The 24,480-nt window shown below is 59.4% G+C and carries 23 protein-coding genes and 1 pseudogene; 15 read left to right on the forward strand and 9 right to left on the reverse strand.

Going from position 1 to position 24,480, the window contains the following annotated elements; all coding sequences use genetic code 11:
- Positions 1–192: 192 nt before the first annotated feature.
- The 13 genes from paaA (at position 193) to paaY (ending at position 11,343) form a co-directional block, all read left to right on the forward strand.
- Entirely contained in the window at positions 193–1,122 is a 930-nt protein-coding gene (gene paaA, locus CWM54_RS03775; protein WP_025713674.1) for a 1,2-phenylacetyl-CoA epoxidase subunit PaaA, read from the forward strand.
- A gap of 11 nt (positions 1,123–1,133) precedes the next feature.
- Positions 1,134–1,421 (forward strand): 1,2-phenylacetyl-CoA epoxidase subunit PaaB, encoded by a 288-nt coding sequence (gene paaB / locus CWM54_RS03780; RefSeq protein WP_004224492.1) that lies wholly within the window; start codon positions 1,134–1,136, stop codon positions 1,419–1,421.
- 7 nt (positions 1,422–1,428) lie between these two features.
- The gene (gene paaC, locus CWM54_RS03785; RefSeq protein ID WP_100696029.1) at positions 1,429–2,184 is read left to right on the forward strand and encodes a 1,2-phenylacetyl-CoA epoxidase subunit PaaC; all 756 of its coding nucleotides are present in this window, start codon (positions 1,429–1,431) and stop codon (positions 2,182–2,184) included.
- Positions 2,185–2,195: 11 nt separating this feature from the next.
- Positions 2,196–2,693, forward strand: coding sequence for a 1,2-phenylacetyl-CoA epoxidase subunit PaaD (gene paaD / locus CWM54_RS03790; protein WP_100696031.1), 498 nt, complete (start codon positions 2,196–2,198; stop codon positions 2,691–2,693).
- A gap of 7 nt (positions 2,694–2,700) precedes the next feature.
- On the forward strand, positions 2,701–3,771 hold the full coding sequence (gene paaE, locus CWM54_RS03795; RefSeq protein ID WP_100696033.1) for a 1,2-phenylacetyl-CoA epoxidase subunit PaaE: 1,071 nt from the start codon (positions 2,701–2,703) through the stop codon (positions 3,769–3,771).
- Positions 3,768–4,535, forward strand: coding sequence for a 2,3-dehydroadipyl-CoA hydratase PaaF (gene paaF / locus CWM54_RS03800; RefSeq protein ID WP_008805121.1), 768 nt, complete (start codon positions 3,768–3,770; stop codon positions 4,533–4,535). The genes paaE and paaF overlap by 4 nt, the downstream gene beginning before the upstream one ends.
- Positions 4,536–4,537: 2 nt before the next feature.
- Positions 4,538–5,326: a 2-(1,2-epoxy-1,2-dihydrophenyl)acetyl-CoA isomerase PaaG gene (gene paaG, locus CWM54_RS03805; protein ID WP_023297510.1), complete on the forward strand. Its 789-nt coding sequence runs from the start codon at positions 4,538–4,540 to the stop codon at positions 5,324–5,326.
- On the forward strand, positions 5,327–6,751 hold the full coding sequence (locus CWM54_RS03810; RefSeq protein WP_165785878.1) for a 3-hydroxyacyl-CoA dehydrogenase: 1,425 nt from the start codon (positions 5,327–5,329) through the stop codon (positions 6,749–6,751). It begins immediately after the preceding gene.
- Complete coding sequence (gene paaI, locus CWM54_RS03815; protein WP_008805118.1) at positions 6,741–7,163, forward strand: hydroxyphenylacetyl-CoA thioesterase PaaI; 423 nt, start codon at positions 6,741–6,743, stop codon at positions 7,161–7,163. Before CWM54_RS03810 ends, paaI begins: the two co-directional genes overlap by 11 nt.
- Positions 7,163–8,368, forward strand: coding sequence for a 3-oxoadipyl-CoA thiolase (gene pcaF / locus CWM54_RS03820; RefSeq protein ID WP_100696035.1), 1,206 nt, complete (start codon positions 7,163–7,165; stop codon positions 8,366–8,368). Before paaI ends, pcaF begins: the two co-directional genes overlap by 1 nt.
- Before the next feature lie 26 nt (positions 8,369–8,394).
- A complete protein-coding gene (gene paaK, locus CWM54_RS03825; RefSeq protein ID WP_004224503.1) occupies positions 8,395–9,711 on the forward strand; it encodes a phenylacetate--CoA ligase PaaK in 1,317 nt (438 codons plus the stop codon).
- 99 nt (positions 9,712–9,810) lie between these two features.
- A complete protein-coding gene (paaX, locus tag CWM54_RS03830; protein ID WP_165785879.1) occupies positions 9,811–10,737 on the forward strand; it encodes a phenylacetic acid degradation operon negative regulatory protein PaaX in 927 nt (308 codons plus the stop codon).
- Between the two features lie 9 nt (positions 10,738–10,746).
- Positions 10,747–11,343 (forward strand): phenylacetic acid degradation protein PaaY, encoded by a 597-nt coding sequence (gene paaY, locus CWM54_RS03835; RefSeq protein ID WP_008805114.1) that lies wholly within the window; start codon positions 10,747–10,749, stop codon positions 11,341–11,343.
- 32 nt (positions 11,344–11,375) lie between these two features.
- On the opposite strand, the gene nadS is transcribed toward paaY, so the two are convergent.
- From nadS to azoR, 3 genes are all read right to left on the reverse strand, one after another.
- Complete coding sequence (gene nadS / locus CWM54_RS03840) at positions 11,376–11,660, reverse strand: NadS family protein (protein WP_088716961.1); 285 nt, start codon at positions 11,658–11,660, stop codon at positions 11,376–11,378.
- Position 11,661: 1 nt separating this feature from the next.
- Complete coding sequence (locus tag CWM54_RS03845; protein WP_100680101.1) at positions 11,662–11,994, reverse strand: type II toxin-antitoxin system RelE/ParE family toxin; 333 nt, start codon at positions 11,992–11,994, stop codon at positions 11,662–11,664.
- A 244-nt stretch (positions 11,995–12,238) separates the two neighbouring features.
- Positions 12,239–12,844 (reverse strand): FMN-dependent NADH-azoreductase, encoded by a 606-nt coding sequence (gene azoR, locus CWM54_RS03850; protein ID WP_100680102.1) that lies wholly within the window; start codon positions 12,842–12,844, stop codon positions 12,239–12,241.
- Between the two features lie 260 nt (positions 12,845–13,104).
- Between azoR and hrpA the strand changes: the two genes are divergently transcribed.
- The gene (hrpA, locus tag CWM54_RS03855; RefSeq protein WP_240613998.1) at positions 13,105–16,950 is read left to right on the forward strand and encodes an ATP-dependent RNA helicase HrpA; all 3,846 of its coding nucleotides are present in this window, start codon (positions 13,105–13,107) and stop codon (positions 16,948–16,950) included.
- Positions 16,951–17,087: 137 nt separating this feature from the next.
- Positions 17,088–17,993 carry a hypothetical protein gene (locus CWM54_RS03860; RefSeq protein WP_227521607.1) on the forward strand — a complete coding sequence of 302 codons (906 nt, stop codon included), beginning with the start codon at positions 17,088–17,090 and terminating at the stop codon, positions 17,991–17,993.
- A 100-nt stretch (positions 17,994–18,093) separates the two neighbouring features.
- On the opposite strand, the gene CWM54_RS03865 is transcribed toward CWM54_RS03860, so the two are convergent.
- From CWM54_RS03865 to CWM54_RS03890, 6 genes and pseudogenes are all read right to left on the reverse strand, one after another.
- On the reverse strand, positions 18,094–18,753 hold the full coding sequence (locus tag CWM54_RS03865; RefSeq protein WP_100680104.1) for an O-methyltransferase: 660 nt from the start codon (positions 18,751–18,753) through the stop codon (positions 18,094–18,096).
- A gap of 103 nt (positions 18,754–18,856) precedes the next feature.
- Complete coding sequence (locus tag CWM54_RS03870; protein WP_100680105.1) at positions 18,857–20,227, reverse strand: efflux transporter outer membrane subunit; 1,371 nt, start codon at positions 20,225–20,227, stop codon at positions 18,857–18,859.
- A complete protein-coding gene (locus CWM54_RS03875) occupies positions 20,224–21,309 on the reverse strand; it encodes an HlyD family secretion protein (protein WP_100696043.1) in 1,086 nt (361 codons plus the stop codon). The genes CWM54_RS03870 and CWM54_RS03875 overlap by 4 nt, the downstream gene beginning before the upstream one ends.
- A 28-nt stretch (positions 21,310–21,337) precedes the next feature.
- A pseudogene (locus tag CWM54_RS03880) lies at positions 21,338–22,990 on the reverse strand (MFS transporter).
- Positions 22,990–23,421: a MarR family winged helix-turn-helix transcriptional regulator gene (locus CWM54_RS03885; protein ID WP_008805105.1), complete on the reverse strand. Its 432-nt coding sequence runs from the start codon at positions 23,419–23,421 to the stop codon at positions 22,990–22,992. The pseudogene CWM54_RS03880 and the gene CWM54_RS03885 overlap by 1 nt, the downstream one beginning before the upstream one ends.
- 137 nt (positions 23,422–23,558) lie before the next feature.
- A complete protein-coding gene (locus tag CWM54_RS03890; RefSeq protein WP_100696045.1) occupies positions 23,559–24,473 on the reverse strand; it encodes a LysR family transcriptional regulator in 915 nt (304 codons plus the stop codon).
- Positions 24,474–24,480 lie beyond the last annotated feature (7 nt).

The following is a 24,480-nucleotide window of genomic DNA, read 5'->3' on the forward strand; positions in this document are numbered from 1 at the left end:
TGATCGGTGCTTAATTGGTTGTTTTGTTTATATCACTGATTTATCTGCTGTTTACAAAAGGTTTTGCGGTTAGCATCACAAAAAGAACAAACAAAATTTGTGGTTTTATTTAACCAATATGTAACCTTCAATAAACAAAGTGATTCACATAAAAATTTTTATTGTGAATATCGGAATCATAAAGGTGATGACGTGACAGAAGAACAACGCTTTGACCAGCGCATCGCGCAGGAAACGGCCATCGAACCGCAGGACTGGATGCCGGATGCCTACCGTAAGACCTTGATTCGTCAGATAGGCCAGCACGCGCACTCGGAAATCGTCGGCATGCTGCCGGAAGGCAACTGGATCACCCGCGCGCCAACGCTGCGCCGCAAAGCGATCCTGCTGGCTAAGGTACAGGACGAGGCCGGACACGGGCTGTACCTCTATAGCGCCGCGGAAACGCTCGGCTGCGCCCGGGAAGACCTGTATCAGAAGATGCTCGACGGGCAGATGAAATACTCCTCCATTTTTAACTACCCGACCCTCAGCTGGGCCGATATCGGCGTGATCGGCTGGCTGGTCGATGGCGCGGCCATCGTCAACCAGGTGGCGCTGTGCCGGACCTCCTACGGCCCCTATGCCCGGGCGATGGTCAAAATCTGCAAAGAGGAGAGCTTTCACCAGCGGCAGGGGTTTGAAGCCTGCATGGCGCTGGCGCAGGGCAATGACGCGCAGCGGCAGATGCTGCAGGACGCCATTAACCGCTTCTGGTGGCCGGCGCTGATGATGTTTGGCCCCAACGATGACAACTCGCCGAACAGTGCCCGCAGCATGGCGTGGAAAATCAAACTTCACTCCAACGACGAGCTGCGTCAGCGCTTCGTCGATAACACGGTGCCGCAGGTAGAGATCCTCGGCATGACCGTACCGGACCCGGATTTGCGCTTTGATGAAGCCAGCGGCCACTACCGCTTTGGCGAAATCGACTGGCAGGAATTTAACGAGGTAATTAGCGGCCGTGGGATTTGCAATCACGAACGACTGGCCGCCAAGCGTAAGGCCTGGGAAGAGGGCGAGTGGGTGCGCGAGGCCGCGCTGGCCCATGCGCAAAAACAGCAGGCCCGCAGCGCGGCATGAGGAGAGAGAACATGAGCAAAGTTTACTGGCCGTTATATGAAGTGTTCGTTCGTAGCAAACAGGGATTATCCCATCGCCACGTTGGCAGTCTGCACGCCGCCGACGATCAAATGGCGCTGGAGAACGCCCGCGATGCCTATACCCGCCGCAGCGAAGGCTGCTCGATTTGGGTGGTGAAGGCCAGCGAAATCGTTGCTTCGCAGCCGGAAGAGCGCGGCGAATTCTTCGACCCGGCGGAAAGCAAAGTCTACCGTCATCCGACTTTCTATACCGTGCCGGACGGCATGGAACATATGTGAGGCGGCGATGAATACCCCTAACTCCGTAGCCACCTACGCCCTGCGTCTTGGCGACAATGGTCTGGTTCTGGCCCAGCGTTTAGGCGCCTGGTGCGGCCATGCTCCCGAGCTCGAGATCGATCTTGCGCTGGCCAACATCGGCCTCGACCTGCTCGGCCAGGCGCGCAACTTTTTAAGCTATGCCGCCGAACTTAACGGCTGCGGCGACGAAGATACGCTGGCCTTTGGCCGCGAAGAACGCCAGTTCAGCAACCTGCTGCTGGTGGAACAGCCAAACGGCAATTTTGCCGACACTATCGCCCGTCAGTTCTTTATCGACGTCTGGCATGTCGCCCTGTTCAGCCGCCTGGTGAACAGCCGCGACGCGCAGCTGGCGGCCATTGCCGCTAAAGGGCTGAAAGAGGTGCGTTACCACCAGCGTTTTAGCCGCGGCTGGCTGGAGCGTCTCGGTAACGGCACCGAGGTATCAAATCGCAAAATGCAGCAGGCGGTCGACAATCTGTGGCGCTTCACCGGCGAACTGTTCCTTGCCGATGAAGTGGATCTCCTCCTGGTTGAGCAGGGCATTGCGGTTGATCCGCGCGAGCTTCAGGCCGAATGGCAAAGCGCGGTACACACGGCGCTGCTCGACTCCGGCTTACAGATCCCGCAGGAAGCGGCTTTCCGCAGCGGCGGCAAACAGGGGCTGCACAGTGAACATCTCGGCCCACTGTTGGCGGAGATGCAGTATCAGCAGCGTTCGCATCCCGGACTGCAGTGGTAAGTGAGGTGACTATGCAACGTCTTGCCGACATCGCTCCAGCAGAGGTTCGTACCATCTGGGGATTATTAAGCGCGATCCCGGATCCGGAAGTGCCGGTACTCACCATCACCGACCTCGGAATGGTGCGTAGCGTCGCGCGCCACGGCGACGGCTGGGTGATTGGCTTTACCCCGACCTATTCGGGCTGTCCGGCGACGGAGCATCTGCTGGGCGAGATCCGCACGGTCATGAGCGAGCATGGCTTTGTGCCGGTACATATCGTCCTGCAGCTGGATCCGCCGTGGACCACCGACTGGATGAGCCAGGATGCTCGCGAGCGCCTGCGCCAGTACGGCATCAGCCCGCCCCAGGGGCACGCCTGCCATGCGGACATGCCCATCGAGGTGAGCTGCCCGCGCTGCGGCAGCATCCATACCTCGCTGATTAGCGAATTCGGTTCCACGGCCTGTAAAGCGCTATATCGCTGCGACAGCTGCCGCGAACCTTTTGATTACTTTAAATGTATTTGAGGTTGCCATGACGACGTTCCATTCGCTTAAGGTGGCGAGAGTCGAGCCGGAAACCCGCGATGCGGTGACCATCACTTTTGCGATTCCGCAAGCCCTGCAGGCGGAGTACTGCTTTCGTCCGGGCCAGCATCTGACGCTAAAAGCCCGTCTGGGCGGCGAAGAACTGCGCCGCTGTTATTCCATTTGTCGCAGCCGCACGCCCGGCGAAATTAGCGTCGCGGTCAAAGCTATCGACGGCGGGCGCTTTTCGCGCTACGCCCAGCACGATATCCAGCAGGGTATCGTGCTGGAAGTGATGGTGCCGCAGGGGCATTTCGGTTATCAACCGCAGGCCGAACGGCAGGGTGAGTATCTGGCGATTGCCGCCGGTTCCGGGATCACGCCGATGATGGCGATCATTAGCGCAACGCTGGCGACCGAGCCGCAAAGCCGCTTTACGCTGATCTACGGCAACCGCAGCAGCCATAGCATGATGTTCCGCCAGGCGCTGGCCGATTTAAAAGACCGCTATCCGCAGCGCCTGCAGGTGATACACCTGTTTAGCCAGGAGTCGATGGACAGCGATCTGCTACAGGGGCGCATTGACGGCGACAAACTGCGCCAGCTCGCTGACCATCTGCTGGATTTTAGCCGTTTCGACGAGGCTTTTATCTGCGGCCCGGCGGCGATGATGGATGAGGCGGAAGCGGCGTTACGTGAACTTGGCGTAGCGGAGAAATCGATTCATCTCGAACGCTTTAATACCCCAGGCGGCAATGTGAAGCGGGCCGCCGGCGTGCAGGCGGAAGGGCGCACGGTGACCATCCGCCAGGACGGGCGCGATCGGCTTATCGCCCTCAGCGCCGAAGACGACAGCATCCTGGATGCCGCATTGCGTCAGGGCGCCGATCTGCCGTTCGCCTGTAAGGGCGGGGTATGCGCCACCTGTAAATGCAAAGTGCTACGCGGTGAAGTGGCGATGGCCGCCAATTACAGCCTGGAAGCAGATGAGCTGGCGGCGGGATATGTCCTGAGCTGCCAGTCGTTGCCGACCAGCGGCGATGTGGTGGTCGACTTTGACGCGCGGGGGATGGCATGAGTGACCTGCTGATCCACCGTCATGGCCGGGTGCTTCAGTTGACGCTAAACCGCCCGCAGGCCCGCAACGCGCTGAACAATGCCCTCTTAACCCAGATTGCCGAGGCGCTGGAGGTTGCGGCCACTGATGACAGCGTCGGCGTCTGCGTTATCAGCGGCAACCCGCGTTTTTTTGCCGCCGGGGCCGACCTCAATGAGATGGCGGAAAAAGATCTGCCTGCCACCCTTGATGATATTCGCCCACGGTTGTGGGCGCGAATTGATGCTTTCACTAAACCGCTCATCGCTTCGGTCAACGGCTACGCGCTTGGCGCCGGCTGCGAGCTGGCCCTGCTGTGCGACCTGATTATCGCCGGCGACAACGCCCGTTTTGGCCTGCCGGAAATTACCCTCGGCATTATGCCGGGCGCGGGCGGCACCCAGCGGCTGATCCGCAGCGTAGGCAAGGCGCTGGCCAGCCGAATGGTGCTGAGCGGCGAGAGTATTGACGCCCGCCAGGCGCAGCAGGCCGGGCTGGTTAGTGATATCCATCCGGCGGCGTTAACCGATGAGTATGCCCTGAAACTGGCAACCACCATTGCCCGCCACTCGCCGCTGGCGCTCCGGGCGGCAAAACAGTCGCTGCGCCTGTCGCAGGAAGTCAGCCTGCAGGCCGGTCTGCAACAGGAGCGCCAGCTGTTTAGCCTGCTGAGCGCCACCGAGGACCGCCGCGAAGGCATCGACGCCTTCTTACAAAAACGTACACCGGACTTTAAAGGACGCTAATCGTGGAAGCTTTCATTCTCAGCGCAGTGGAACAGGGCGTCATGACCATTACCCTCAATCGCCCGGACCGTCTCAACAGTTTTAACGATCTGATGCATCACCAGCTGGCGGAATGTCTGAAGCAGGCCGAGCGCGATGATGGCGTGCGCTGCCTGCTGATCACCGGCGCCGGTCGCGGCTTTTGCGCCGGCCAGGATTTGAACGATCGCAATGTCGACCCCAGCGGCCCACCGCCGGATCTCGGCCTGTCGGTAGAACGCTTTTACAACCCGTTAGTGCGCCGTCTGGCGGCGCTGCCGAAGCCGGTTATCTGCGCGGTCAACGGCGTTGCCGCCGGCGCTGGCGCCACCCTGGCGCTGGGCTGCGATATCGTGCTGGCCGCGCGTTCGGCCAAATTTGTGATGGCGTTCAGCAAGCTCGGCCTGGTGCCGGACTGCGGCGGTAGCTGGTTCCTGCCGCGGGTGGCCGGCCGCGCGCGCGCGATGGGGCTGGCGCTGTTGGGGGATAGCCTCAGCGCGGAACAGGCCGCGCAGTGGGGAATGATCTGGCAACTGGTGGACGATTCAGAACTGGCGGATACCAGTCTGCAGCTGGCGCGCCATCTGGCGGCGCAGCCGACGTTTGGTCTTGGGCTGATTAAAAAGGCGCTGCTGGCTTCTGAAACCAACAGTCTCGATGCGCAGCTGGATCTGGAGCGCGATTATCAGCGCCTGGCCGGACGCAGCGATGATTACCGCGAAGGGGTCAGCGCGTTTCTGGCCAAACGGCCACCACAGTTCAGCGGGAAATAGATGATGACGACATCCTTAGCCAACGTGGCGGTGATCGGCAGCGGCACCATGGGGGCCGGCATCGCCGAAGTGGCTGCCGCCGCCGGACATCCGGTGCTGATTTACGACATCGATCATCAGGCCATTGCCCGGGCGATCGACGGCATTGCCAGGCGTCTCGCCTCACGGGTCGAGCGCGGCAAACTGGCGTCAGAGCAGGCCGACGCGCTGCTGGCGCGCCTGCATCCGGCTCACGATTTAGCCGCGCTTGCCGACGCGGATTTAGTGATTGAAGCGGCCTCTGAACGGCTGGAGGTCAAAACGGCGCTGTTCGCGCAGCTGGCGGCGATCTGCGCGCCGTCAACGTTGTTGACCAGTAACACTTCGTCTATTTCGATTACCGCCATCGCCGCCGGGGTCAAAAACCCGGAGCGGGTGGCCGGGCTGCACTTTTTTAATCCGGCGCCGGTGATGAAGCTGGTCGAGGTGGTCAGCGGCCTGGAGACGTCTGCTGAGGTAGTAGAGCAGCTGTGCCAGTGCGTAAGCGGCTGGGGGAAACAGCCGGTACGCTGCCGCTCAACGCCCGGTTTTATCGTTAACCGCGTAGCGCGTCCGTTCTACGCCGAGGCCTGGCGCGCGCTGGAAGAGCAGGTTGCCGCCCCGGAGGTTATCGATGCCGCTTTGCGTGACGGCGGCGGTTTTCCGATGGGACCCCTGGCGCTGACTGATCTGATTGGCCAGGACGTCAATTTCGCCGTGACCTGTTCGGTGTTTAACGCCTTCTGGCAGGACCGCCGCTACCTGCCATCGCTCCTCCAGCAAGAGCTGGCGCTGGCTGGGCGGCTGGGTAAAAAGAGCGGTTACGGCGTCTATCGCTGGCCCGCTGAGACACTGCCGGACGCGGCGTTGCCGCCGGTATCTATTGGCGCTCAATCCGTGATGACGATAAGTGACAGTGTCACTGAGCTGGACGAACTGCTGTTGCTGGAGACCGAAGGTGAGACCGCGCTGGCGCTAAGCGTTAAGCATCACCGCCCGGTGGTGGTGTATGACCTGTGCGCCAACGATACGGTGGTGCTGGCCGCAGCGGCGACCAACGCGCCAGCGGCGACGGATAAAGCGGTGCATTACTTCCAACAGCAGGGCAAGAAAGTGCTACGTATCGCCGATTATCCCGGACTGCTGGTGTGGCGCACGGTGGCGATGCTGATTAACGAAGCGTTGGATGCGGTGCAAAAAGGGGTCGCCAGCGCGCAGGATATCAATACCGCCATGCGCCTTGGCGTCAACTATCCGCAAGGCCCGCTGGCGTGGGGAGAAAGCCTTGGCTGGCGACGGGTGCTGCAACTGCTGGAGAACCTGCAACACCATTATGGCGAGGAGCGCTATCGCCCCTGTTCCCTGTTGCGCCAGAAGGCGCTGATGGAGAAGCACCATGAGCAATGATCCGTGGCGCAACGCGCGCGTGATGTACGAAAAAGATACCTGCGCCAGAAAGATGGGGATCGAACTTATCGAAATGGACGACGGCTTTGCGCAGATGAGCATGACCGTCTCGGCGGACATGCTTAACGGCCATCAAACCTGCCACGGCGGTCAGCTATTTACGCTTGCCGATACCGCTTTCGCCTACGCCTGTAACAGCCAGGGGCTGGCGGCGGTGGCTTCGGCGGCAAACATTGATTTTCTTCGTCCGGCGTTTGCCGGCGACCGGCTGGTCGCCACCGCCCGAGTCAAACAGCAGGGCAAGCTGACCGGCGTCTACGACATTGAAATTGTTAATCAACAGCAAAAGATTGTGGCCCTGTTCCGCGGCAAATCGCACCGCATCGGCGGCACAATCACAGGAGACGTGTAATGCGCGACGCCTTTATTTGTGACGGGATCCGCACGCCGATTGGCCGCTACGGCGGCGCGCTGGCCGGCGTCCGCGCCGACGACCTGGCGGCGATCCCGCTACGTGAGTTGCTGAGCCGTAACCCCGGGCTCGACCCGGCAGCAATTGATGATGTGATTTTCGGTTGTGCTAACCAGGCCGGTGAAGATAACCGCAACGTAGCGCATATGGCGACGTTGTTGGCAGGTTATCCGCATACCGTGCCGGGCACCACGATTAACCGCTTGTGCGGATCGGGTCTGGATGCAATCGGTTTTGCCGCCAGGGCGATCAAAGCCGGCGATGCCGATCTGTTGATTGCCGGCGGCGTGGAATCGATGTCTCGCGCGCCGTTCGTGATGGGAAAAGCCAGCGCGCCTTATCAGCGTCAGGCGGAACTCTTCGATACCACGATTGGCTGGCGTTTTGTGAACCCGCTCATGGCGCAACACTTCGGAACTGACAGCATGCCGGAAACGGCCGAGAATGTAGCTGAATTGTTAAATATCAGCCGGATCGATCAGGACGCTTTCGCCTGGCGCAGCCAGCAGCGTACGGCGCAGGCCCAGCGCGACGGCATTCTGGCGCAGGAGATCGTGCCGGTGCAGATCATCGGCAAGAAAGGGGCGGTCAGCGCGGTACGCGATGATGAGCATCCCCGCCCGGAAACCACGCTTGAGCAGCTGGCGAAACTGAAAGCGCCGTTCCGCCAGGGCGGCGTCATTACCGCGGGCAATGCTTCCGGCGTCAACGATGGCGCCGCGGCGCTGATCATCGCCAGCGAACAGCAGGCCGCTATCCAGGGGCTCACGCCGCGGGCGCGTATCGTGGCGATGGCGACGGCGGGTGTTGAACCGCGCCTGATGGGGCTGGGGCCGGTACCGGCGGTGCGTAAAGTGCTGGAGCGAGCCGGGCTCAATATTAACGATATGGATCTGATTGAGCTGAATGAGGCCTTCGCCGCCCAGGCGCTGGGGGTGCTCAGGCAACTCGGCGTGCCGGATGATGCGGCGCATGTGAATCCCAACGGCGGTGCCATTGCGTTAGGTCATCCGCTGGGCATGAGCGGCGCGCGACTGGCACTGAGCGCCAGCCTTGAGCTGCAACGCCGGAGCGGGCGTTATGCGCTGTGTACGATGTGTATTGGCGTGGGTCAGGGCATTGCCATGATCCTCGAGCGAGTGTGAGCTAATTTACCTGCGAGTACCCTACAATGATAACTACTACAAAATTAGATCCGATTGAAACCGCATCGCGTGATGAACTGCAGGCCCTGCAAACCCAGCGCCTGAAATGGACGCTCAAGCATGCGTATGAAAATGTGCCGATGTATCGCCGCAAATTCGACGCCGCCGGCGTGCACCCTGACGACTTTCGGGAATTAAACGATCTGAAAAAATTCCCCTGTACCACCAAACAAGATCTGCGCGACAACTATCCCTTCGATACCTTCGCGGTGCCGATGGAGCAGGTGGTGCGCATTCACGCTTCATCCGGCACCACCGGCAAACCGACGGTGGTGGGCTACACGCAGAACGATATTGATAACTGGGCCAATATCGTCGCCCGTTCGCTGCGCGCGGCCGGTGGTTCTGCAAAAGATAAAATTCACGTCGCCTACGGCTACGGCCTGTTTACCGGCGGCCTTGGCGCGCACTACGGCGCGGAGCGTTTAGGCGCGACGGTGATCCCGATGTCCGGCGGACAGACCGAAAAACAGGCGCAGCTGATCCGCGACTTCCAGCCGGATATGATCATGGTGACGCCGTCCTACTGTCTGAATCTGATTGAAGAGCTGGAGCGCCAGATGGGCGGCGATGCCCGCGGCTGTTCATTGCGGGTCGGGGTCTTTGGCGCTGAGCCGTGGACGCTGGCGATGCGCGCGGAAATCGAGCGCCGCCTGGGGATCACCGCGCTGGATATTTACGGTCTGTCAGAGGTGATGGGGCCAGGGGTGGCAATGGAGTGTCTGGAAACCGTTGACGGCCCGACCATCTGGGAAGATCACTTCTTCCCGGAAATCGTCAACCCGGACGACGGTACGCCGCTGGAAGATGGCGAGCATGGCGAGCTGCTGTTCACCACATTGACCAAAGAAGCACTGCCGGTGATCCGCTATCGTACCCGCGATCTGACGCGCCTGCTGCCGGGCACCGCGCGGACCATGCGCCGCATGGATCGCATCAGCGGACGCAGCGACGATATGCTGATTATCCGCGGGGTTAACGTCTTCCCATCGCAGCTGGAAGAGGAGATCCTCAAGTTTGAACACCTGGCGCCGCACTATCAGTTAGAGGTGAATCGCCGCGGTCATCTTGATTCGCTGGCGGTGCGCGTTGAACTGAAAGAGAGCGGGCTGGCGCTGAGTCATGAACAGCGCTGCCAGATTTGCCATCAGCTGCGTCACCGCATTAAGTCGATGGTCGGGATCTCCACCGATATTACTATCGTCAACTGCGGCAGCATTCCGCGCTCGGAAGGGAAAGCCTGTCGGGTATTCGACCTGCGTAAAGCGGTGGTCAGCGGTTAATTCTCTCCCCGGTAACCCGGCTGAGGCCTTTACGCCATAAGCCGGGATTTTCCTGTGCTATGATTCATAAAGGAAAAATATAACAACAGAATGAATCAGATGAGTAAACTCGACGCCTTTATTCAACAAGCGGTGACGACGATGCCGATCAGCGGTACGTCATTGATTGCCTCGCTGTATGGCGACGCGTTATTACAACGCGGTGGGGAAGTGTGGCTGGGTAGCGTCGCGGCGCTGCTGGAAGGATTAGGATTTGGCGAGCGCTTTGTCCGCACTGCGCTATTCCGTCTCAATAAAGAAGCGTGGCTCGATGTCGTGCGTATCGGCCGGCGCAGCTTCTATCGCCTGAGCGATAAAGGCCTGCGCCTGACCCGGCGCGCGGAACATAAAATTTATCGGGCGAATGCCCCCGAATGGGACGGCACCTGGCTGCTGCTATTGTCGGAAGGGTTAGAAAAAACGGTTCTGGCGGAAGTCAAAAAGCAACTGTTATGGCAGGGATTTGGCGCGCTGGCGCCGAGCCTGCTGGCCTCGCCGTCGCAAAAACTGGCGGATGTCCAGTCGCTGCTTCACGAAGCGGGCGTCGCCGAAAACGTCATCTGTTTTGAAGCCCATTCGCCGCTGGCGCTCTCCCGTGCGGCGCTGCGCAGCCGCGTGGAGGAGTGCTGGCATCTCACCGAACAAAACGAGATGTATGAATCGTTCATCTCGCTATTCCGACCGTTACTGCCGCTGCTGCGCGACTGCGACCCGGCCGAGCTGACGCCTGAGCGCTGTTTCCAGATCCAGCTGCTGCTGATCCATTTTTATCGCCGGGTGGTGCTCAAAGATCCGCTGCTGCCGGAAGAGCTGCTGCCGGCGCACTGGGCGGGGCAAACCGCCCGCCAGCTGTGTATCAATATTTATCAACGCGTGAATCCCGGCGCGCTGGCGTTCGTCAGCGAGAAAGGGGAAAGCTCGGTGGGCGAGCTTCCGGCGCCGGGCCCGCTCTATTATCAGCGCTTTGGCGGTTTGCCGGGCGCATAAGGAGGTTGCATGCCGATTTATCAGATTGATGGACTGACGCCGGTGGTGCCGGAAGAGAGCTACGTCCACCCAACCGCCGTGCTGATTGGCGACGTGATCCTCGGTAAAGGGGTCTATGTTGGGCCCAACGCCAGCCTGCGCGGCGATTTTGGCCGCATCGTGGTCAAAGATGGCGCCAATATTCAGGACAACTGCGTCATGCATGGATTCCCCGGCCAGGATACGGTGGTGGAAGAGGATGGCCACATCGGTCACGGCGCAATTCTGCACGGCTGCGTGATTGGCCGCAACGCGCTGGTGGGAATGAGCGCGGTGATTATCGACGGGGCGGTCATTGGCGAAAACAGCATTGTCGGCGCTTCGGCCTTTGTCAAAGCCAACGCCGAGATGCCCGCCAACCATCTGATTATCGGCAGCCCGGCAAAAGCGATTCGCACCCTGAGCGAACAGGAGCTGGCGTGGAAAAAACAGGGTACACGTGAATACCAGGTGCTGGTGGAGCGCTGTAAGCAGACGCTGCATCAGGTGGAGCCATTACGGGAAGTGGAAGCAGGGCGTAAGCGACTGGAGTTTGATGAAAACCTGCGGCCAAAAACGCAGCGCTAACTTCCCAGGGCAACCCGGAGAGGTTGAGTGGATTAGTGCTCAGCCAGTTCGCGAAAGAACGCCGGGTTGGCCTGGATAACCGCCAGTACTTTTGCTGCCAGGCCTGTCGGGTTGCGCCGCCTGGACTCCCAGCTTTTGATGGTATCCACGCTGGTACCCAGTGCTTTTGCCATTTCCGCCTGCGAAACATTAAGCTGCGCGCGGATGGCTTTCACATCAGCCACTTCATAGCGCGTCGCTCGGGCTGGGGCCTTGTTGCCGTCTTTGATCTCAACAGCCTCTTCCAGAGATGCTTTAAGCTCGTCAAAGTAACCCATTTCAAACCTCATTTTTTAGTCGCCGGGTCAGTTTCCTGAGTTCGTTTTTTTCCGCTGCGCTCAGGCTCTCTTTGGTGTGCTTCGGGTAGGCTAAGACGAGATAGATAATCTCGCGGGTTGCCAGAAAATAAATCACCCGCACGCCGCCGCTTTTTCCCTGTGAGCCTGTCGCCATTCTTATTTTGCGTAACCCGCCGGTATCCTGGATGACATCGCCAAAATCCGGGTTGCCTATGAGTTGCCTCTGCAGTGCCCTCAGATCTTCATCGCAGGCCAGCTGTTTTATCTGGCGGGTAAATAGCGACGTTTCGATAAATTCAATGGCATGACACACGAAAACGCTCCTTGCTAAGGTACCATGTACACCATTGAGTGTACATAGTACGCACTCCTGTTTTTGACCATGACAACGGTTGCCGTCAGCCACCGGTAGTGAGCCAGATTCGTGCGGCGACAGCCATGGTACAGGCAGGATGCTTAAGGCGTTGGAATGATGCGTGAATTTACGAGGCGGCTCGTAAAAGGGGAAACGGGCGAGGGGGAAAAAACACTCCCACCGGGCGGCGGGAGTGGAAATCTTAGGCTGCAACCACGCTGTCGATGGCCGCTTTGGCATCGGACTGCGCTTTGGCCGCCACTTCCGGGCCGTAAGCGATACCTTCGGCGAACACGAAGTTCACGTCGGTGATGCCGATGAAGCCGAGGAAGGTGGACAGGTACGGGGTGACCAGGTCGGTCGGGGTATCTTTATGGATACCGCCGCGGCTGGTAACGACGACCGCACGTTTACCGGTCACCAGACCTTCCGGCCCTTTCTCGGTGTAGCGGAAGGTGACGCCGGCGCGAGCCACCAGGTCAAAATAGTTTTTCAGCTGCGTCGGGATGTTGAAGTTGTACATCGGGGCAGCGATAACAATCACATCGTTCGCTTTCAGTTCGGCGATCAGCTCGTCGGAAAGGGACAGCGCTTCCTGCTGACGCGGGGTCAGCGGGGTGTCGCTCGGACGCAGGGCGCCGACCAGTTCACCATCCAGGACCGGGATCGGATTAGCGGCCAGGTCACGCACGGTGATCTCATCGCCCGGGTGTTTTTCCTGCCATTGTTCAACAAAATAGTCGGAAAGCTGACCAGATTGTGAGTACCCTGCCAGAATACTGGATTTCAGAACTAATACTTTGCTCATGGGTGTTTCCTTTTTTAATGTGATTGACGGGTCAATGCCCTGGTGCTTGTTGACACTGTATTCACAATCGCGCCACAGAGATAGCGCAATATATCGAATCCTATGTTCAGATTTTTTGAACAAGGCGCGAGTGACACAGATGTGGTACTCTAAGGCAATACTTCAAAAGAGATTTTCCCGGCAGAGCTCTGCCCGATAACGCTATGACAGAACAACAAAAAATCACCTTCCCCCAGCTTTATCAACAGCTCGACGGCCTGATGCTGCGCGATAAAACGCGATTTTCCCGCCGTCTGCACGGTGTGAAGAAGGTTAAAAATCCTGAATCGCAACAGGCCATTCTGCAGGAGATGGCGCAGGAGATAAGCCAGGCAGCCGGTAAAGTCCTGCTGCGCGAAGCGGCGCGTCCGGCCATCACCTATCCGGAAAACCTGCCGGTTAGCCAGAAAAAACAAGAGATTCTCGAGGCGGTGCGCGACCACCAGGTGGTGATCGTCGCCGGGGAGACCGGTTCGGGTAAAACCACCCAGCTGCCAAAAATCTGCATGGAGCTGGGCCGCGGGCTGAAAGGGCTGATCGGCCATACCCAGCCGCGTCGTCTGGCGGCGCGGACCGTCGCCAACCGTATTGCCGAAGAGCTGCAAAGCGAGCCGGGCGGTTGCATCGGCTATAAAGTCCGCTTTAGCGATCACGTCAGCGACAACACCATGGTCAAGCTGATGACCGACGGTATCCTGCTGGCGGAGATCCAGCAGGATCGCATGCTGATGCAGTACGACACCATCATTATCGATGAAGCGCACGAGCGTAGCCTGAACATCGATTTTCTGCTCGGCTATCTGAAAGAGCTGCTGCCGCGTCGTCCGGACCTGAAAATCATCATTACCTCGGCGACCATCGACCCGGAACGTTTCTCAAAGCATTTCAATCATGCGCCCATTATCGAAGTCTCCGGGCGGACTTACCCGGTGGAAGTCCGCTACCGGCCGATAGTGGAAGAGGCGGACGATACCGAGCGCGATCAGTTACAGGCGATTTTTGATGCGGTTGACGAACTGGGGCGCGAAGGGCCCGGTGATATTCTGATCTTTATGAGCGGTGAGCGGGAGATTCGCGATACCGCTGATGCGCTGAATAAACTGGATCTGCGCCATACCGAAGTGCTGCCGCTGTACGCCCGTTTGTCCAACAGCGAGCAGAACCGCGTCTTCCAGCCGCACAGTGGACGACGCATCGTGCTGGCGACCAACGTGGCGGAAACCTCGCTGACCGTGCCGGGCATTAAATACGTTATCGATCCCGGTACTGCGCGTATCAGCCGTTACAGCTACCGCACCAAGGTGCAGCGCCTGCCGATCGAGCCGGTTTCCCAGGCGTCCGCCAACCAGCGTAAGGGCCGCTGCGGCCGCGTTTCGGAAGGGATCTGTATTCGTCTTTATTCGGAAGACGATTTCCTGTCGCGCCCGGAGTTTACCGACCCGGAAATTCTGCGTACCAACCTGGCGTCGGTCATCCTGCAGATGACCGCCCTGGGCTTAGGCGATATCGCCGCCTTCCCGTTTGTCGAAGCGCCGGATAAGCGCAATATTCAGGACGGCGTGCGCCTGCTGGAAGAGCTGGGCGCCATCACCACCGATGAGCAGGCCACCGCCTATAAGCTAACGCCGATGGGCCGCCAGCTTAGCCAACTGCCGGTGGATCCCCGTCTGGCGCGCATGGTGCTGGAGGCTCAGAAGCACGGCTGCGTGCGGGAAGCGATGATCATCACCTCCGCGCTGTCGATTCAGGACCCGCGCGAGCGGCCGATGGATAAGCAGCAGGCCTCTGACGAGAAGCACCGCCGCTTCCACGATAAAGAGTCTGATTTCCTCGCCTTCGTCAATCTGTGGAACTACCTTGGCGAGCAGCAGAAGACGCTGTCGTCGAATCAGTTCCGCCGCCAGTGCCGGGTCGATTTTCTTAACTATCTGCGCGTGCGCGAGTGGCAGGACATCTACACCCAGCTGCGCCAGGTGGTGAAAGAGCTCGGCTTGCCGATCAACAGCGAGCCGGCGGAATATCGCGAGATCCACACCGCGTTGCTGACCGGTTTGCTGTCGCATATCGGCATGAAGGATGCCGATAAGCAGGAGTTTACCGGCGCGCGCAACGCCCGCTTCTCCATCTTCCCGGGTTCCGGCTTGTTTAAAAAGCCGCCGAAGTGGACGATGGTGGCCGAGCTGGTGGAAACCAGCCGACTGTGGGGGCGCATCGCCGCCCGCATTGAGCCGGAGTGGGTGGAGCCGGTAGCGCAGCACCTGATCAAGCGCTCGTACAGTGAACCGCACTGGGAACGGGCGCAGGGCGCGGTGATGGCGACGGAAAAGGTCACCGTCTACGGCCTGCCGATCGTTGGCGCGCGTAAGGTCAACTACAGCCAGATCGACCCGGCGCTGTGCCGCGAGCTGTTTATTCGCCACGCGCTGGTGGAGGGAGACTGGCAGACGCGGCATGCCTTCTTCCGGGAAAACCTGAAGCTGCGGGCGGAAATCGAAGAGCTGGAGCATAAATCGCGCCGCCGCGACATTCTGGTGGATGACGAAACCCTGTTCGAGTTCTACGACCAGCGCATTAGCCACGACGTCATCTCCGCCCGCCATTTTGATGCCTGGTGGAAGCAGGCCAGCCGCGAAACGCCAGACTTGCTCAATTTTGAAAAGAGCATGCTGATTAAAGCGGGGGCGGAGCAGGTCAGCAAGCTGGACTACCCGAACTTCTGGCATCAGGGCAACCTCAAGCTGCGGCTTAGCTACCAGTTTGAACCGGGCGCCGATGCCGATGGCGTGACGGTGCATATTCCGCTGCCGCTTCTGAACCAGGTGGAGGAGGCCGGGTTTGAATGGCAGATCCCCGGCCTGCGTCGCGAGCTGATTATCGCGCTGATAAAATCGCTGCCGAAGCCGGTGCGTCGCAATTTCGTCCCGGCCCCTAACTATGCGGAAGCGTTTCTCGGCAGGGCGACGCCGCTTGAGCTGCCGCTGCTCGATTCGCTGGAGCGGGAGCTGCGTAAGATGACCGGCGTGACCATCGACCGCGAGGCCTGGCAGTGGGATCAGGTGCCCGATCACCTGAAAATCACCTTCCGGGTGGTGGATGACAAAAACAAGAAGCTGCAGGAAGGGCGCTCGCTGCAGGCATTGAAAGACGCGCTGAAGGGCAAAGTTCAGGAGACGCTGTCGGCGGTGGCCGATGACGGCATCGAGCAGAGCGGGCTGCATATCTGGAGCTTTGGCACGCTGGCGGAAAGTTACGAACAGAAGCGCGGCAACTATAAGGTGAAAGCCTGGCCGGCGCTGGTGGACGAGCGCGACAGCGTGGCCATCAAGCTGTTTGATAATCCACAGGAACAGCAGCAGGCCATGTGGCGCGGTCTGCGTCGCCTGCTGCTGCTCAACATCCCGTCGCCGATTAAGTATCTGCACGAGAAACTGCCAAATAAAGCCAAGCTTGGGCTCTATTTTAATCCGTACGGCAAAGTGCTGGATCTGATTGACGATTGCATCTCCTGCGGCGTTGATAAGCTTATCGACGAGGCGGGCGGTCCGGTGTGGACGGAAGAGGGCTTCAGTCAATTGCACGAGAAGGTCCGCGCCGAGCTTAACGACACGGTGGTGGAGATCGCCAAACAGGTCGAGCAGATCCTCACCGCGGTGTTCAATATCAACAAACGGCTGAAAGGCCGGGTGGATATGACCATGGCGCTGGGGCTGTCGGATATCAAAGCGCAGATGGCTGGCCTGGTGTATCGTGGCTTTGTCACCGGCAACGGCTTCCGCCGTCTTGGCGATACGCTGCGCTATCTGCAGGCGATTGAAAAGCGTCTGGAGAAGATGGCTATCGATCCGCACCGCGATCGCGCACAGATGCTGAAAATTGAGAGCGTGCAGCAGGCGTGGCAGCAGTGGCTGAATAAGCTGCCGCCGAACCGCCGTGAGGACGACGATGTCCGGGAGATCCGCTGGATGATCGAGGAACTGCGGGTGAGCTTCTTCGCCCAGCAGCTGGGCACCCCGTATCCTATCTCGGACAAACGCGTCCTGCAGGCGATGGAGCAGATCACGCCGTAATCCCTTCCTTCCCCCCGCCCGGTGGCGCTGCGCTTGCCGGGTGGGGGCATATCCTGAGGCTGATACTCATCAGTACGCCGCACCCGATAATCTTCCCGCCCCAGATGTGGCCCATACCGGTTATCCCGGACGTAAAATTGACGGATTCTGAAAATCAACCCGGTGGCTTGGGGAACCTGCTTTATTGGCGTATGTTTAGCCTCGCTTTGCCGGATAAACAGGACACGGAGTCTATTTTTACGATGATGGCTATGTACAGACTATTTATGCTGGTGTCGGCCATTCTTGTTATTACGGCGTGTAAGCCTTTCGTTGACGCTTTTTCCTGTGATGAAACACAGCGGGCGATCAACGATGCCAATTTTTTTATTTTGACCTATCTTCCGCCGCTCAATGGTGAGGTGCAGAGCGTAAAAATTGACGGTAGCCAAAATAACGACGCAGGCACGCTGCGTTTTGCCCGGTGCCGCCGGCTGGAAAGTTACGAGCGAGCAAAAACTTTTAATACCGCGAATGACTCCACGATAGTCAGAGATAATGTTCACTGGCGAAATGATAAAGGATGGATGCGGGAATATATCCGACAGACCCGGAGCGCGACGGGAAATATCAGAAAAATGGTCATGCGTAAGCAGTTCTACACCGATAATCTCGGGCGCATTGTACGTTCAGAGAATCTACTCGTGTCGCAGCAACCGCCCAAAGCCATGAGCACAACCACCTATCACTATGACGACCGCCACCGGCTGGTGCGTAAAACGGTCAATGGCGGCATGATGGCCATGCTTGTTGTCAATTATCGCTACGCGGAAGGGCATTTAAGCCGCATTGCCGACTCGGATGCGACCACGACGCTGCGTTGGGATGAAAAAGGGCGGTGGTTATCCGAGGAAAGAACCACCACGTATCGTACAAAACACCAGTCGCGCTGTTTAGGCTGGGACCCCGAGGGGAACTGTACCGGGGAATATGGCGAGCATGAAGGATACGGCGGAAAAAGCGAAGACTCTCTGCACTATCAGTATACGTATTATCCCCAATGATCGTCAGCGGAAGAATGCCGCTGGTGACGCGTCCCGGCGCGGGTTTTCTCCCTCTCCCTGGGGGAGAGGGCCGGGGTGAGGGCATCAGGCCGCCCGGATCTCACCCATTCACCAGCGCCAGTGTAAACCCATCCCATCCCTTAATGCCCACCGTCTGCAACGCGGTGGCGGTGAGCCGCGGGTTATCCCCGATCATTTCGATAAACCGACGCACGCCCTGTACACGCGCATCATCGCTTTGCCCGTTAATCACTTCGCCGTCGCGCACCACGTTATCGCCCACGATCAGCGTCCCGGGGCGCGAATAGTGCAGCGCCCACTCCAGATAGCGAGGATTATTAGGTTTATCGGCATCAATAAAGATCAGGTCGAACGGCTGCACATCCGCGAGATTTTCCAGCGTGTTCAGCGCCGGTCCTTCAATAAGTTCAATACGATCGTTTAGCCCCGCAAGGCGGATATTCTGGCGCGCCACCCCGGCATGGCCAGGATCGGCCTCGAGGGTAATCAGCTTTCCGTCGGCGGGCAGCGCGCGCGCCATCCAGATAGCGCTATAGGCGCCGAGTGTGCCAATTTCCAGGATCCGCCGCGCCTGCGTTATGCGCACCAACAGCGCCAGAAATTGCCCCTGATTGGCCGCAACATCATGTTCAGGTAGCCCGGCGCGTTTGTTGTTTTCCAGTACCTGACTCAGTACGTCATCTTCAGGAATAAGCGAAGAAATCATGAAATTATCGACGGCAGACCACTGTTGTTGCATAGATTGACTCCCTGGTGGTAGTTGCCGGGTAGCGCGACGCTATCCCGGTCTGAATATGGGTTTCCGTGCTCTCCACGGTTGTGGACCGGCGCGCACAGGGTATTCACGCGTTCATCCAGCCGCCTCCCAGCGCCCGGTACAGATCGATCTGCGCCAGCAGCAGGTTGTTTTTCACCTGCACCACGCTCAACTGGGTGGAGAACAGCGTTCGCTGGGCATCAAGCACATCCAGATACGAAGAGTAGCCGTTACGGTAGCGATTCTGCGCAATACGCAATGTTTCCTCCGCCACCGCCACCTGCCCCTGCAGTTCGGTCAGCTGTTCACCGTAGCGGCTAATGGCGTCAAGGCTGTCATTCACCTCTTTGAACGCGCCGCGCACCGTTTTCTCATAGCTGTAGAGCGCCTGGTTGCGCTGGGCCATGGAGACATCTACCTGGGCATTTAGCGCCTGGCGGTTAAGCAGCGGGGCCAGAATACTGCCGCCGACGCTCCACAGCCGCAGCGGGTTGTCCAGCAGGTCCGGCAGTGTACGATCCTGCAGGCTGCCGGTGGCGGTGAGGTTGATGACGGGGAGCAACTGCGCCTGCGACGAGGCCAGGGTGGCATCGGCGGCCACCAGCTGACGCTGAGCCTGTACGATATCCGGGCGGCGGTTGAGTAAGGTGGACGGCAGTTGCGACGGCAGACGCAGCGGAGTGAGCTGGGCGAACTCGCCGCGTTTTACCGCGCCGGGATTATCACCGAGCAGCACGCTGAGGGCATTTTCCTGCTGCGCAATCTGATGTTGTAGCGGCGGGATCTGCGCCCGCGTTGAGCGCAGCTCCGAATCTGCCTGCATCAGCTCAAGGCGTGAAGTATACCCGGTTTCAAACTGACGTTTGGCCAGGCGCCACGCGTCTTCCCGTGATTTCAGCGTCTGCTGGGTAACCCGCAGCTGCTCATCCAGCGACAACAGCGTCAGGTAGCCGACGGCCACCGAGCTGGCGACGCTCAAATTGGCCGCGGCTGCAGCGGCTTTTTGCGCCTCGAGGCTGGCCCCGGCGGCGCTGGCCGCGCTGCGATTCGCTCCCCAGATATCGACGTCATAGCTGGCGGTCAGGCCGCCTTTGTACAGCGTGCTGTGGATCGGCAGGCCGGTGGCGGCGGACTGCGCGCGGGCGCGGGTGCCGGTCAGGCTGGCGTCCAGCGAGGGGAAAAGGCTGCTGTCGGCGGCATAGGCCCGCGCCTGATACTCATTCACCCGCTCCCGGGCGATCAGCACATCGCTGTTATAGCGCAGCGCCCGGTCGACATACTGGTTGAGCGTGCTGTCATGGAAATTACGCCACCAGACGCCTTCCACCGGGCTGGCAGGGCCAACGTCGGCCCGCCAGGCGGCAGGGATGGTGAGCGTCGGTTGCGCCCGCTGCACGTCGGCGGACTGACAGCCGACCAGCGCCAGGGCGAGGGCAAGGGTGACCGGGCGGATCATGGCTGTTTCTCCGCGCGGGTATCAATGGTCACCTGCACCGACATACCGGGACGCAGGTGTTCGCTGTACTTCTGCCCGTCGTTGACCGTAATGCGCACCGGGATCCGCTGGGCGATCTTGACGAAGTTGCCGGTGGCGTTGTCCGGTGAGATGGCGCTGAATTCCACCCCGGTCGCCGGGGAGATGCTCTGCACCTTGCCGTGGAAACGCTCGCCGTTGAGCGCGTCGACGGTGAAGGTCACCGGCTGACCGAGACGCACATCGGCCAGCTGGGTCTCTTTCAGGTTGGCGATCACCCAGTGCTGGGGAGGTACCAGCGAAGTCAGATGGGTCCCGGCGCTGACGTAGGCGCCAAGACGCACCGAAATCTGCCCCAGCTGGCCGCCGGTGGGGGCGCTGATCTGCGTATTCTGCAGGTCGATCTGCGCCAGCTCGAGTGCGGCTTTGGCGCTGGCCACGTCGGCTTCCAGCGAGTCGCGATTGACGATGGTCGATTCACGGTCCTGGCGCGACATCTCCAGCGCCGCTTTCGCCTGTTCAATATCCGCAGCCCCTTGCGCCGCGCTGGCGCGCGCCGAATCACGCTCGCGGATCGACAGCGAACCATCGGCAGTCAGCTCCTGCACCCGTTTTAAATCGGCCTGGATTTTCAGATTCTGCGCGCGGGCGTTTTGCAGCGCGGCTTCATTTTTGGCAATCGTCGCCTCGGCGCTTTTGCGCTGCTGCAGGTTGTTGCGCAGCGCCGCCTCTTTCATCGCCAGGGTAGCCTGAGCCTGATGCACCCGCTGCTTATAGATGCGATCGTCTATCTGGAACAGCACCTCGCCCGGCTCGACAATCGCGAAATCTTTGACGTTGACGGCAGTGATATAGCCGTTGACCTGCGGGCTGATAAAGGTGGTCTGCCCGCGCACATAGGCGTTATCGGTAAACTGGCTATGCCGGGTGAACGGCGGCAGTTGCCAGGCGTAGAGGATCACCAGTACGCCGACGATACCTATCGCCGCGGCGGAAAAAATGGAGACCACGCGAATGTTGTTCCGGGTGTTGGCCTGTTGTTTGGCCGCATCCTGCTGACTCATAACGACTCCAGAGATGAAATGATGATAATTATTTGCTGCCGGTGGCGCGTTTTAAGGCGATACGGGCGGTCAGTCGTAAGCGAATTAAGCGCCAGAAAACCCACACTAATGTCCCGGCGGAGATGGCCGCCGTCAGCAGGTAGGTGTCATTCCAGGCGAGAATATTGGCCTGCAGCGTCGCGGCGTTTTGCAGCAGGGTGGTGGCCTGAACGTTAAGCAGGGTGCTGTCGCCGATCTGGCTCTGATACATCTGGCTATACTGCTGCAGCCGCTCGACGATCAGCGGGTTCAGGGTGGTGATCTGGTCCGCCAGCTGGCTGGAGTGAAATTTTTCCCGCCAGGTCTGGAAGGTGCCGAGGATCGCCGACCCCAGCAGACCGCCGATGTTCTGGCTCATGCCGAATAGCACCGAGAAGCTGACCAGGTTGCGCGGATCGGCAAACACGCCGCCAATGCCGGCGAGCATCGCCGGGGCCAGAAAGAAGGCGCTGCCGAAGCCGAGTAAAAACTGGCTGAACATTAATTGTTCCGGACGGGTGAGGGCGTTGGACTGGCTGTCGAGCAGCGAGGCTACCATGATCAGCGCCAGGGCGGTGGCGGTCGGCCAGTAGAGCTTCTGCGGGTTGAGCGTCAGACAACTGGCGATGATCCCGCACAGAATGCCGGCGAAAATTGACCATGCGAGGTTAGTCATCTGTTCGTTTTGCAGACCAACGTACTGCAACCAGCCGATGACCCCGGTGTTTTGCTCCGCCAGCACGATGCGGATCAGCAGCATAATCAGGCCGAGGCGTACGATGCTGCCGCTGGAGAGCCACTTGGTATTGAGCAGGGGATTGCTGCGGTTATGCTCAAAGGCGATAGCGGCGACGATCAGCACCACCGCTGCCGCCAGCGACCAGCCGATCCACGGCGCTTCAAACCACCACTCGAGCCGCCCCAGCGACAGCACGGCGCACACCAGCGCCATGCCGGGCGCCAGCAGAAAGAAGGTGATAAAATCCTTCTTCTCGAACACCTTTTTACGATCGCTCGGCGGCAGTTTCAGCGCGATGACGCAGGCCAGCGACACCAGCGCCAGCCCCAGTTCAAAGAAGTAAAGGCCGCGCCATTCATCGATCTGCAGCAGTTCGGTGGAAAAGAGACGCGCCAGCGGAATGGCCAGCGACGAGCCGGTGATGCCGATGGTTAGCCCTTTCAGGCGGTGGCGTGCGGGCCAGGCCTGCACCTGGTAGTAGATCCCCAGCGAGCTGAGCGCTGCGGCCACCATGCCGTGGGCGGCGCGGACCATTATCGCCGAGCTGAGATCGTTGACGAACAGGTGGAAAAAGGTGACCAGCACATAGAGCACCAGAAAGCCTTCGGTAAAGGCGCGCAGCCCAAACTGCTGGCGAAATTTCACCAGCAGCAGGTTGATGGAGACGTTGGTCATGACGTATACCGCCGGCAGCCAGGCGATCTCGGTCGACCACGCGGCGAAGGTACCCTGCAGCAGCTGCAGGTTGGCGGTGACCACCGCGTTGCCCAGCGCGCCGGTGAGACACACCAGCAGGCCGACCACGCCATAGGCGAGACGTTTCGCCGGACTGTGCAGCGGCGTCGAGGGCGAGCCGAGCAGGGCCGGTTTTTCATGCGGCGCCCAGTCATGCGGGGCGTAGGGGTTACCCTGGCGACGGGGCATTATTTCTTCTCCACTTCACGCAACAGCTTTTCCAGCACCCGCTGAGTTTGTTCCCGCTCCTGCGGGGTGATCGCCGTCAGGATCTCCTCGCGCAGATCGTCCGCCACCGTTTTGACCTGCTCATACAGCGCCATTCCCTGCTCGGTGGCGACCAGCAGCCGCTTACGTTTATCGCTGGCGGTGGTGACACGCTCCACCAGACCGAGGGCGACCAGCCGGTTGATCAGCGGCACAATGGTCGGACTCTCTACCCCCAGCTCCTGCGCCAGTTCGCTTTGCGACAGCGGCTGTGGCTGGCGGGCAATGGCCGCGACCGCCACCCAGCTGGCCTGGCTCAGGCCAAGGTCCTTCAACCGACGGTTAACCGCCAGCCGCCAGTGATGGGCGGTGAGGTATAAAAGATGAGAGAAGTTTAGCTGTCGGTTATCCATAGGTCGTCTGCCAATATCGTTAGAGCTCTAACGAGTTTATGCCGGGCGACCGCCATAATTCAAGGCGAAGGAAAAAAAGTGGTTAACGGTATGTGCGTTTATTGTGGCAAATAGCGATGGGTTAACCCGCGAACCCTTTACTCACTGAGGATGTTCTTATTCTGCGCCATCACCCAGGTGATAAAGGCCCGCAGCGGCACCGGAATATGTTTCCGGCTCGGGTAGTAGACGCAGAAATGGTCTGCCGGATAGTGGTAGTCGGGTAACAAACGGACCAGACTGCCCGCGCTCAGCTGCTGCGTCACCAGCGACTGATAGACAAAGGCGATGCCTAATCCGCTCTCCGCCGCCTGGATCATCGCCGTATCGGAATCAACGACCAGATCGCCTCTGACCGTGACTTCGCTAGGTTCCCCGCTGGGGCTAATAAACTCCCAACGGTACTTTTCCCCGCTGGGAAAACAGCGGTTGATGCAGCGGAAATTGACCAGCGACTGCGGGGTGTTGGGCTCTCCGGCCTCGCGGATATAGGCCGGGCTGGCCACCGGGATCAGCGACAGCTTCTCGCCAAAGGGGATGGCAATCATATCTTTGGGCACATCCTGCGAATAGCGAATACCGGCGTCAAAACCGGACTCAATAATATTGACTTTCCGATCGGTGGTATACAGTTCGAGCGTCACATCGGGATAGGCGGTTTTAAAGGCAATAAAATAGTGTTGAAAAAACAGGTCAAGAACAATACGCGGTAAATTGACTTTCACCACGCCTTCCGGCGTCAGACGATGATAATTCAGGCTGTCAACCACCCGGCGATAATCATTGACCACCGGCGTCATATTATTAAGAAATTCCTCACCCACGGCAGTTAATGACAAACTGCGCGTCGAGCGATTTAGCAGGCGCACGCCTAACTTTTCTTCCAGATGATTAATAGCGCTGGTGAGGGCCGGTGGTGAAAGATTTAATGCCCTGGCGGCCTGGCGAAAACTGCCATGTTTCACTATGAGTATTAATATTTCAATTTGTTGCAAATCCGGCAAGGTTTTCATTGTTAAT

The organism is Klebsiella sp. D-Nf1 (assembly GCF_002810515.1).
GTDB classification, from domain to species: domain Bacteria; phylum Pseudomonadota; class Gammaproteobacteria; order Enterobacterales; family Enterobacteriaceae; genus Klebsiella; species Klebsiella variicola.